Raw genomic sequence first — 9,787 nt, 5'->3', positions numbered from 1 at the left:
GTCCCGGCCCAGCCCCCCGCGTGGAACGCCATCGCGCCGACCGTGCTGCCGGTGCTGGAGCCGATGTAGTAGGAGGACTGGTAGAGAGCGGAGGCCTGCGCGCGCCCGGTCGTCGCCGTCTTGCTGACCGCCGAGGACGCGACCGCGTGCCCCGCGAAGAAGCCCGCGGTGATGAGCACCAGGCCCAGCAGTACGAGCGGGAGCGAGTCGGCGAGGGAGACCAGCAGACCCGCCGCCGTCGTACCGCCCGCCAGGTAAAGGGCACCCCGGCGCCCCAGCCGGCCCACCAGCCGCCCCGCCGTGGACGCCGACACGGTCCCCACCAGATATACGAGGAAGATCGAGCCGACGATGCCCTGGGGGAGGGAGAAGGGGGCCTCGGTGAGGCGGTAGCCGATGACCGTGTAGACGCCGCCGAAGACCGTCATGAACAGCGCGCCGATCGCGTACAGCCGGCACAGCAGCGGGTTCGCGAGGTGGTCGCGGACCGTGCGGGCCAGGACGCGCGGGCGCGGCGAACCCGGCGTGAAGTGCTGCGGGGCGGGGAGCAGCAGCCGGAAGGCGATGGCGCAGCCGACCGCGATCATCCCGATCACCCCGACAGCCACCCGCCAGCCCCACTCCTGCGCGACCCACCCGGTGATGACCCGGCCGCTCATCCCGCCGACACTGTTACCGGCCACGAACAGGCCGATCGCCGTGACCAGCGCCTTCGGCCGGACCTCCTCCGCCAGATACGCCGTCGCGGAGGCCGGCAGCCCGGCCAGCGCGGCCCCCTGGAGGAACCGCAGCGCCACCAGCGCGCCCAGCGACGGCGCGAACGGGACCAGCACCCCGAGGCTCACCGCGACCACCAACGACGCCGTCATGACCGTACGACGTCCAAAACGCTCCGACAGCGCGCTCATCGGCAGGACGAACAACGCGAGCCCACCCGTCGCCGCCGCCACCGTCCAGCTCGCCGCACTCGCCGACACCGCGAAACCGGAGGAGATCAGCGGCAGCAGGGCCTGCGTGGAGTAGAGGAGCGCGAAGGTCGCCACGCCCGCGAGGAACAGCGCGAAGCTCATACGGCGATAGCCGGGACCACCCGGCGTCAGCCGTGCGTCGGAGTCGGGGACAGGGCTGGTGGCGGCCACGACCGTGGACGCCCCGGTATCGGCGGGAGACATACCTCGAAGTTACGGACGCTCCCGCTCATCCGTCCAATGCACGGAAACGCCATAATCGTTCCCATGGCGCATCAGTACAGCTCACAGGCTCACCTGTCACCGTCCGGTGACACAGAAGACATCGTCGCGCTGCTCGCGCCCCGCCTCGCGTACTTCGCCGGCGTGGCCCGCACCGAGCACGTCACGCGGGCCGCGCAGGAGATGCAGGTCCCGCAGTCCACCCTGTCGCGGGCGATGGTCCGCCTCGAACAGGACCTGGGCGTGGACCTGTTCGCCCGCAGAGGCCGCACGGTGTCCTTGACCCCGGCCGGCCGCACCTTCCTCACCTCGGTCGACCGCGCCCTCGCCGAAATCGAGAAGGCGGCCGACGAGGTCCGCGCCGACGCCGACCCCGCCACCGGCAAGGTCGCCTTCGGCTTCCTCCACACCCTCGGCTCCGAAACCGTCCCCGGCCTCATCCGGGCCTTCCGCGCGGACCACCCCCGCGTCCGCTTCAGCCTCGTCCAGAACTACGGCGAGGCCATGCTGGAACGGCTGCGCGCGGGGGAGCTGGACCTCTGCCTGACCTCGCCGGTCCCCGACGCCCCCGACCTGATCGCCCGCCGCCTCGACGAACAGAAACTCCGTCTCGTCGTCCCCGCCGACCACCGCCTGGCGACGCGAAAGAGGGTCCGCCTCGCGGAAGCGGCCGACGAGACCTTCGTGACGCTGGAACCGGGCTACGGCTTGCGCCGCATCACGGACGACGTCTGCAAAGAGGCCGGCTTCAAGCCGCGGGTCGCCTTCGAGGGGGAAGAGGCCGAGACCCTACGGGGCCTGGTGGCGGCCGGCCTGGGAGTAGCCCTCCTACCCCCACCAGCCGTACCCCGCCCAGGAGTTGCGGAACTAACGGTCACAGCCCCAAGGGCGGTAAGAGAGATCGGCGTGGCATGGCTGGACGGCCACCCAGACACACCCCCGGTGGCAGCCTTCAAGCAGTTCCTACTGTCAAGAAGGGGCAACTTGCTACCAACGTAAGGGTCACCCCCTAGGGGCGCGGGGAACTGCGCGCTCAGCCCCCACCGGCCCGCACTCCGAACCGAAACCTCACCCCTTACGAAGCGACCGCCCAAACCCCGCAGCCAACGGCATCCTCAAACCCAACGGCGGCGGAGCCTGAAGCGCATCCTCAACAGGCCGGGAAAACGCCCGCCCGAACAACGCCCCCATCACGAAGTCCTCGGCCAGCGCCTGCACTTCCTGCCGGTGCTGATGCAACCCGTGCCCGTCGGAGTGCACTTCGAACCGGCAGATGTCCCGGTTCGCCTTCTTCGCCCGAGCCGCCAACCGGAACGACAACTCGGGATCGGCTCGTTCGTCGTTCGTGCCGTGCACGATCAGCACCCGCCGCCCCGCAAGCTGCTTCACCGGTTCGGGTGGCGCGGCCACATCCTGTTCCGGCAGCCAAGGAGCCAGCGCCACCACGGAGTTCACCGCCTCGTGCCCCGCGGAGCGCAACGCCGCGCGGGCGCCCATGTCGATCCCGGTGAGACACACGGGCACGTCCCCGTACCGCCGTACGACCTCCTCCACCGCCCACGCCGCGTCGTGCGCGAGAGACGCCTCGCTGCCGTTCCAGCCGCGACAGCGGTAGTGGACGACATGCGTGGCGAGCCCGTCACCGGCGCCCGCGCGGGCCAGCCGGCGGCCCAACGTCCGTACGGAGGCCGTCGCCAGCATGGGGGAGGGTCTGCGGCTGGACACCTCCTCGCCGCCGGGGAGCAGCAGCACCACACCGCTCACCGAGGTCGGTTCGGGACCGAGCGCTCTCCCCAGCCGGGCCGTCCTGACCGGCGTCGCTTGCTGTGCCATGACAGAACAGTGTCAGAAGTGAGCGTGTACGCCATCCTTCCGCGCGGTCACCGTTACGTATCGACGGATTCGTACAACGGGTGATCTACGCGCGTAGGAGTTAGAGTGCGGAAATGACGAGCCAGAGCACCCCGAACACCCCGACGCCGGACCAGATCCGCCGGGCGCCGAAGGTTCTGCTGCACGACCACCTCGACGGCGGTCTCCGCCCGGTGACGATCGTCGAACTCGCCCGGGACGCCGGGTACACCGGACTCCCCGAGTCCGACCCGGACAAGCTCGGCGTGTGGTTCGCCGAGGCCGCCGACTCCGGTTCGCTGGAGCGGTACTTGGAGACCTTCTCGCACACGGTCGCCGTGATGCAGACGAGGGACGCGCTGATCCGGGTGGCCCGTGAGTGCGCCGAGGATCTCGCCGAGGACGGTGTCGTCTACGCGGAGGTGCGGTACGCGCCCGAGCAGCACCTCGACGGCGGGCTCAGCCTCGAAGAGGTCGTCGAGGCCGTCAACGAGGGCTTCCGGCAAGGGGAGTCGCTCGCGCGGGAGAGCGGGCGGCGGATTCGCGTCGGGGCGCTGCTCACTGCCATGCGGCACGCGGCCCGTTCCCTGGAGATCGCCGAACTCGCCAACCGTTACCGCGACTTGGGCGTCGTCGGCTTCGACATCGCGGGTGCGGAGGCCGGGTTCCCGCCCACCCGGCACCTGGACGCCTTCGAGTATCTGAAGCGCGAGAACAACCACTTCACGATCCACGCCGGTGAGGCCTTCGGGCTGCCGTCGATCTGGCAGGCGCTTCAGTGGTGCGGCGCCGACCGGCTCGGGCACGGGGTGCGCATCATCGACGACATCCAGGTCAAGGAGGACGGTTCGGTCGAGCTTGGGCGGCTCGCGTCGTACGTGCGGGACAAGCGCATCCCGCTGGAGCTGTGCCCCAGCTCCAACCTCCAGACCGGGGCCGCCGACTCCTACGCCGAGCACCCGATCGGGCTGCTGCGCCGGCTGCATTTTCGCGCCACGGTCAATACGGACAACAGGTTGATGTCCCACACCAGCATGAGCAAGGAATTCGAGCACCTTGTCGAGGCGTTCGGTTATTCGCTCGACGACATGCAGTGGTTCTCCGTCAATGCTATGAAGTCAGCATTCATTCCTTTCGATGAACGACTCGCCATGATCAATGACGTGATCAAGCCCGGATACGCCGAGCTGAAATCCGAATGGCTGTTCCGGCAGACCGCTTCCACCAGCGGTTCTACGGCAGATGAGGGCTGAACGAGGTTGAGGGGTGGGACCGGAATGCGGGCGGGTGTTCACAATCCGTCCGCATTTCGATGTTTGCGGCGGGTGCCTTCGCGTGTTTACGGTCGTGGACCGCTCACATCCCCCGTCTTCCCATTCAAGGACGCATTCACCATGAAGCAGTCTGCTGCCAAGACCCTCGGTGTCGCCGCCCTCGGTGCCGCTTTCGCCGCCGTAGGCGCGGGTGCCGCGAGCGCGGCCCCGGCGGTTCCGGACGCCACCCAGGCGCTGGGCACCGTGACCCACACGCTGCCCGCGGAGAACGTCGCCAAGGCGCTGCCGGGTGCCGGCGAGGCGCTGAGCCAGGCGCAGCCCGCGCTCGCGGGTGGTCTGTCCGCCGTGCAGCCGGCCGCCGAGAAGGTGCTGTCCGACGGTCCGACCGCGCCCGTCGCCGGACTGCTGGGCGGTCTGCCGCTGTCGAACACGGGCCTGCCCACGCACGGCCTGCCGCTGAACGGCATCCCGCTGGGCTGAGCCCACCCCTGAACGCGCCGATGGGGCGCACCCTGGACGAGGGTGCGCCCCATCGGCGTATGTGCGCCGGGGTCCTACCAGGCCTCGGTGCGCACCTTGTCCTCGGCCGGGAACAGGATCCACAGCGCGATGTAGAGCAGGAACTGCGGGCCGGGCAGCAGGCAGGAGACCAGGAAGATCACCCGCATCGTGGTCGCGGAGGTACCGAAGCGCCGCGCCAGCGCTGCGCACACTCCGCCGATCATGCGGCCTTGGGTGGGGCGGGCAATGGCGGTCATTGTTTGCTCCTTCGCGAGCGGCTGTCCGAGGCCCCCCGTGTGGTTGCCCCATCTGCCTTCAACCGTACGGAGCCGCAGCCCGCCCGGCGTCGCTCTACGGTGCGATGCCGACCCTGGGAATCGTCGGGGTCCGTCCCTGAGCCGGTTCCTCCTGGAGGACGGTCAGGAGCTGTCGGCTCTCGGTCCTGCGGCGGAGCCAGGAGCGGGCCGCCGGGACGATCGCGGCGTGCGCGAGGGCGACTCCCACCGTGTTCATCAGGAGGGAGTCGATGTCCACCACCTGGCCCGGTACCCCGGTCTGGAGCAGTTCGATGCCCAGGGAGATCAGGGCGCCCGCCGCGACCGTACGGACGAAGGACGCGAGCGGGGAGACATGGAGTCTGCCGCTGACCGTCGGCAGCAGGACACCCAGCGGGGCCAGCAGCGCGAGGCCCTCGCCGATCCGCTTCGACGCCTCCGGCCAGCCCATGGCCAGGTCGGCTCTGATGCTGGCCAGCGGGTGCAGGTTCGGGGGCATCACCCAGGGGACGTCCCTTGGGCGCAGCGTGACCCAGGCGACGAGCACGAGATGTGCGACGAGGAGGACACCTCCTGCCACACGGATGCGAATCGCGGCGCTGCCGCCGATGGAGCCTTGACGCTGCACGCCCCACAAGACGCCCTCTCCGGCACGATCGGTTCCGGGTAGGCACCGAGCACCAGGGTGAGGCCTGCGCCACACGCCCGTTTTCGCGCCTCGTTCACCCCCGGGGCGCACGCGGCTTCAGCCGCCCGTCACCTCGCTGGACGGCGGTGCCTTGGTGCCCGGGTCGGAGCGGACGTCGTCCGTGCACTCGTAGCGGCGCAGCGGCGAGCCGTCCGGGCCGCCGAGGATCACGGAGCCGTCGCCCTCGGCCGCGGCCGAGTCGGAGAACGTACAGACGATCTGGGCGAGCGCGTACGACGTGAGGTCGGCCGGTGAATTGCTCAGCCGCAGCGCGTCCTTGGGGTCCTTGGCGCGCGGCCCGCTGACCGTCATGCCGCCGCGCACGTCGGTCGTGTACCGGGCGTCCTTCTCGCCCGGCGACGGAGACTGCGCGAGCTGGTCCAGCAGCCCCTGCGCCACGATCACGCGCCGCTGCACGTCCGCCGTGCCGTCCGGCACCTGTACGGCCCGGTCGACGGTCACCAGCGAGGACCCGCACAGCAGGAACACCTGCACCGGCACCCCGCGCGCGGCCTGCGGCGACACGTCCGGCTCGGTGAGCGTGCAGGGCACCATCGAGGGCGCGGCGCCGAAGTCGGTCGGCACCTCCGTGGCCCGGATCCCGCACCCGGCGAGCAGCAGGCCGAGCAGGGGGAGTGCCATCAACCGGCGTACGGCGACGCCCCGTTCCCCGGGCCGAGCCGTCAACTGTCGTACGGTCATCACGCGTTCCCCTCGGAGCCGACCGATCCGTCAGGGCCGTCGCCCTCGCCCTTGTCGGTCTCCTCCGTGAGCGTGGAGGCGTCCCGGGGCAGCCGCAGGGTGAACACCGCGCCGCCGTCGGGGGAGTTGGCGGCGGTGATCTCGCCGCCGTGGATGTGGGCGTTCTCCAGGGCGATGGAGAGGCCCAGGCCGCTGCCCTCGGAGCGCGGCCGGGAGGCGCTCGCCTTGTAGAAGCGGTCGAAGACGTGCGGCAGGACGTCCTCGGGGATGCCGGGCCCGTGGTCGCGGACCGCGATGACGAGGTCGTCGTCCTCCAGCCGGACCGAGACCCGGACCGGCGAGCCGCCGTGCTTGAGGGCGTTGCCGATGAGGTTGGCGAGGATGACGTCGAGGCGGCGCGGGTCGAGCCGGGAGTGGATGCCCCGCTCGGCGTCCAGATCGACCGCGTCCAGCCAGGCGCGGGCGTCGATGCACGCGGTGATCTGGTCGGCGAGGTCGACGTCGTCCAGGACCAGCCGGGCGGTGCCCGCGTCGAAGCGGGTGACCTCCATCAGGTTCTCGACGAGGTCGCCGAGCCGCTTGGTCTCGCTGACGACGAGGCGTACGGCGGGCTCGATCATCGGGTCCACGCTGCCGGTCTCGGCGTCGAGTTCCTCTTCGAGCACCTCCACCACCGCCGTGATCGCGGTCAGCGGGGTGCGCAGCTCGTGCGACATGTCGGCGACGAACCGGCGCGAGGCGTCGTCCCGGGCGGCCATGTCGGCGACCCGCTTCTCCAGCGCCTCGGCGGTCTGGTTGAACGTCCGTGACAGCTCGGCGAGTTCATCGGTACCGGAGACCCGCAGCCGGGTGTCGAGCTTGCCCTCGCCGAGCCGGCGCGCGGCGATGCCGAGCCGGTGCACGGGCTTGAGGACGGTCGTCGCGGCGGCCTGCGCGAGCAGGGCGGAACCGATCAGCGCGAGCCCGGTCGCGATACCCAGCGACCAGGCAAGGGAGTTGAGGTCCTTCGCCTCCGGCTCAAGGGACTTGAGCATGTATCCGGTCGGCCCGCCGCCGATCATCCGCGTCCCGGCCACCAGATACGGCGTGCCGTGCTCGGTGACCCGCTGCCAGTACAGGTGGTACGGCTCCTTGTTGCCGTCGGACACCGACTGCTGCTTGTTCACCGCCGTCCGCAGCGACTTGGGCACGTCCTCCAGCGAAAAGCCGTTCAGGCCGCCCGAGTTGCCGTAGACCGTCTTGTCGTTCGCGTCCTCGCCGACGAGCAGGACGCTGAAGCGCTGGCTGCTGTTGGCCATCTGGCCTGCCGTGCGCATCAGTTCGTCCTGCGTGGGGTGGACGGGCAGGGCGCCGGCGCGGTTCTGCATCTCCTGGCGGAAGTCGCGCAGGACGGCGTCCTGGGCTCGGGTGAGGACCGCCTCGCGGTTGAGCCAGTACGCGATGCCGGACGCGGACACGGCGGCGGTCAGCGCGACGAGACCGAAGACCACGACCAGCCTGAGGCGCAGGCTGGTGAACCGCAGCCGCCACAGAACTCCCTTACGACGACCCGGGCGCCAGCCGCGGATCCCCCCTGGTGCGTCGGTCACTGAGGCGAGTCCAGGCGGTAGCCGACGCCGCGCACGGTACGGATGAGCGTCGGGGACGACGGGATGTCCTCGACCTTGGCGCGCAGCCGCTGGACACAGGCGTCCACCAGCCGCGAGTCACCGAGGTAGTCGTGCTCCCACACCAGCCGCAGCAACTGCTGGCGGGACAGGGCCTGTCCGGGCCGTCGGCTCAGCTCCAGGAGCAACCGCAGCTCGGTGGGCGTGAGTTGGAGGTCCTCGCCGTTCTTCGTGACGGTCATCGCGGCCCGGTCGATCACCAGCGAGCCGAACGTCGCCGCGTCGTTGGCTTCTCGCTCCCCGCGCCGCAGCACGGCCCGGATACGGGCGTCGAGCACGCGCCCCTGCACGGGTTTGACCACGTAGTCGTCGGCGCCGGACTCCAGTCCGACGACGATGTCGATGTCGTCGCTGCGCGCGGTGAGCAGAATGATCGGCAGCTGGTCCGTGCGCCGGATACGACGGCACACCTCGAAACCGTCGATGCCGGGCAGCATCACATCCAGCACGATCAGGTCCGGCCGCTGCTCACGCAACAGCTTCAGACCGTCCTCGCCGCTGGCAGCGGTGGCTACCCGGTGTCCCTGGCGCGTCAGCGAGAGCTCCAGGGCCGTCCGGATGGCGTCGTCGTCCTCGATCAGCAACAGGGAAGGCACGGGGCTCATTCTGGCCCATGGCGGGCCGGGGTTTCGACACCTGTACGTGTACGTAGCTGTCGTAGGTGTGTGCGCGCACCTGTAGCGCCCTTTTCTGTGACCGGACTGTCCGTTTTCTGAGGCTGGCTACTGAGACCGACCCCTGTGACAGGTCTGTGACAGTCGGGGGACACGTCCATGAAGTGCCCCCGGCAGGATTTTCGGCACAGGCAAGGAACCACGAGGGAACCGAGCCGGAACATCCGAACACCGGGCAAGTCCACTACGGGGGGCGCGAGATGAACACGCTGCACAGCACCAGCAACAACGCAGTCATCACGCGTCTGCACGACGTCACCCGGGGTTCAGAGAAGTCCGGTGCCGTGAGCGGGCGGGGGTGCGTTCGCGGTGCCGGGCGTCAGCACACCGGTTACATGACGGTGGTTGACGCACACACGGGGGAAGCGCACGGGGGAAGCGCGTACAGGGAGGACACGGGGGAGCGTCGCTCGCTGTCGGAGGCGGAGTTCACCGCCTACGTCCAGGAGCGCCGCGCCTCCCTGTACGCCACCGCGTACCACCTGACCGGTGACCGCTTCGAGGCCGAGGACCTGTTGCAGAGCGCGCTGTTCTCGACGTACAAGGCATGGGACCGGATCAGCGACAAGGCCGCGGTCGGGGGCTACCTCCGCCGCACCATGACGAACCTGCACATCAGCGCGTGGCGCCGCCGCAAGCTGAACGAGTACCCGACCGAGGAACTGCCGGAGACGCCCGGCGACACGGACGCGATGCGCGGCACGGAACTGCGCGCGGTCCTGTGGCAGGCGCTGTCCCGGCTGCCGGAACTCCAGCGCACCATGCTGGTCCTCCGCTACTACGAGGGCCGCACGGACCCGGAGATCGCGGAGATCCTCGACATCAGTGTCGGCACGGTGAAGTCCAGCATCTGGCGGTCGCTCCGCCGCATGCGCGAGGACGAGGTCCTCAGCTTCGGCCGTGGCGAGGAGGACGCCTTCGGGGAGCTTGTCGCCTGAAGGTTGGGGGGGGGAGTAGGTAACGGG

Annotated in this window: 11 protein-coding genes; 4 read left to right on the top strand and 7 right to left on the bottom strand. The window is 70.0% G+C overall.

Features of this window, described 5'->3' with window-relative positions; translation table 11 throughout:
• On the bottom strand, window positions 1-1,172 hold a 1,172-nt coding region (locus AC31A1_RS39045; protein WP_489657826.1), incomplete at its 3' end, for an MFS transporter.
• A 63-nt stretch (window positions 1,173-1,235) separates the two neighbouring features.
• Between AC31A1_RS39045 and AC31A1_RS39040 the strand changes: the two genes are divergently transcribed.
• A complete protein-coding gene (locus tag AC31A1_RS39040; protein ID WP_489657825.1) occupies window positions 1,236-2,189 on the top strand; it encodes a LysR family transcriptional regulator in 954 nt (317 codons plus the stop codon).
• A 69-nt stretch (window positions 2,190-2,258) separates the two neighbouring features.
• Here AC31A1_RS39040 and AC31A1_RS39035 read toward each other — a convergent pair whose 3' ends face one another.
• Window positions 2,259-3,023 (bottom strand): prolyl oligopeptidase family serine peptidase, encoded by a 765-nt coding sequence (locus tag AC31A1_RS39035; RefSeq protein ID WP_489657824.1) that lies wholly within the window; start codon window positions 3,021-3,023, stop codon window positions 2,259-2,261.
• Window positions 3,024-3,136: 113 nt separating this feature from the next.
• Between AC31A1_RS39035 and AC31A1_RS39030 the strand changes: the two genes are divergently transcribed.
• Together AC31A1_RS39030 and AC31A1_RS39025 are read left to right on the top strand one after the other, a co-directional pair.
• The gene (locus AC31A1_RS39030; RefSeq protein WP_489657823.1) at window positions 3,137-4,294 is read left to right on the top strand and encodes an adenosine deaminase; all 1,158 of its coding nucleotides are present in this window, start codon (window positions 3,137-3,139) and stop codon (window positions 4,292-4,294) included.
• Between the two features lie 141 nt (window positions 4,295-4,435).
• Entirely contained in the window at window positions 4,436-4,795 is a 360-nt protein-coding gene (locus AC31A1_RS39025; RefSeq protein WP_393761838.1) for an ATP-binding protein, read from the top strand.
• Window positions 4,796-4,869: 74 nt separating this feature from the next.
• Here AC31A1_RS39025 and AC31A1_RS39020 read toward each other — a convergent pair whose 3' ends face one another.
• The 5 genes from AC31A1_RS39020 to afsQ1 all read right to left on the bottom strand — a co-directional run bounded on the left by AC31A1_RS39020 (window position 4,870) and on the right by afsQ1 (window position 8,744).
• Window positions 4,870-5,073, bottom strand: a complete 204-nt coding sequence (locus AC31A1_RS39020; RefSeq protein WP_033280213.1) for a PspC domain-containing protein — start codon at window positions 5,071-5,073, stop codon at window positions 4,870-4,872.
• A gap of 94 nt (window positions 5,074-5,167) precedes the next feature.
• A complete protein-coding gene (locus AC31A1_RS39015; RefSeq protein WP_489657822.1) occupies window positions 5,168-5,719 on the bottom strand; it encodes a VanZ family protein in 552 nt (183 codons plus the stop codon).
• A gap of 117 nt (window positions 5,720-5,836) precedes the next feature.
• A complete protein-coding gene (locus AC31A1_RS39010; RefSeq protein ID WP_489657821.1) occupies window positions 5,837-6,481 on the bottom strand; it encodes a hypothetical protein in 645 nt (214 codons plus the stop codon).
• Complete coding sequence (locus tag AC31A1_RS39005; RefSeq protein WP_489657820.1) at window positions 6,481-8,070, bottom strand: ATP-binding protein; 1,590 nt, start codon at window positions 8,068-8,070, stop codon at window positions 6,481-6,483. The genes AC31A1_RS39010 and AC31A1_RS39005 overlap by 1 nt, the downstream gene beginning before the upstream one ends.
• Window positions 8,067-8,744, bottom strand: coding sequence for a two-component system response regulator AfsQ1 (gene afsQ1 / locus AC31A1_RS39000; RefSeq protein ID WP_033280216.1), 678 nt, complete (start codon window positions 8,742-8,744; stop codon window positions 8,067-8,069). The genes AC31A1_RS39005 and afsQ1 overlap by 4 nt, the downstream gene beginning before the upstream one ends.
• A 278-nt stretch (window positions 8,745-9,022) precedes the next feature.
• On the opposite strand from afsQ1, the gene AC31A1_RS38995 reads away from it, so the two are divergent.
• Window positions 9,023-9,760 carry a SigE family RNA polymerase sigma factor gene (locus AC31A1_RS38995; RefSeq protein WP_489657819.1) on the top strand — a complete coding sequence of 246 codons (738 nt, stop codon included), beginning with the start codon at window positions 9,023-9,025 and terminating at the stop codon, window positions 9,758-9,760.
• Window positions 9,761-9,787 lie beyond the last annotated feature (27 nt).

The sequence above is a fragment of the Streptomyces sp. P5F9 genome (assembly GCF_057961495.1).
The sequence above is the reverse complement of the archived record's forward strand: the minus strand, read 5'-3'. Positions and strand labels throughout refer to the sequence as shown.

Bases quoted from the DNA above. Each gene is read 5' to 3' on its own strand.
- AC31A1_RS39040 (WP_489657825.1), top strand. From the start codon at position 1,236: ATGGCGCATCAGTACAGCTCACAGGCTCACCTGTCACCGTCCGGTGAC.
- AC31A1_RS39035 (WP_489657824.1), bottom strand. From the start codon at position 3,023: ATGGCACAGCAAGCGACGCCGGTCAGGACGGCCCGGCTGGGGAGAGCG.
- AC31A1_RS39030 (WP_489657823.1), top strand. From the start codon at position 3,137: ATGACGAGCCAGAGCACCCCGAACACCCCGACGCCGGACCAGATCCGC.
- AC31A1_RS39025 (WP_393761838.1), top strand. From the start codon at position 4,436: ATGAAGCAGTCTGCTGCCAAGACCCTCGGTGTCGCCGCCCTCGGTGCC.
- AC31A1_RS39020 (WP_033280213.1), bottom strand. From the start codon at position 5,073: ATGACCGCCATTGCCCGCCCCACCCAAGGCCGCATGATCGGCGGAGTG.
- AC31A1_RS39010 (WP_489657821.1), bottom strand. From the start codon at position 6,481: ATGACCGTACGACAGTTGACGGCTCGGCCCGGGGAACGGGGCGTCGCC.
- AC31A1_RS38995 (WP_489657819.1), top strand. From the start codon at position 9,023: ATGAACACGCTGCACAGCACCAGCAACAACGCAGTCATCACGCGTCTG.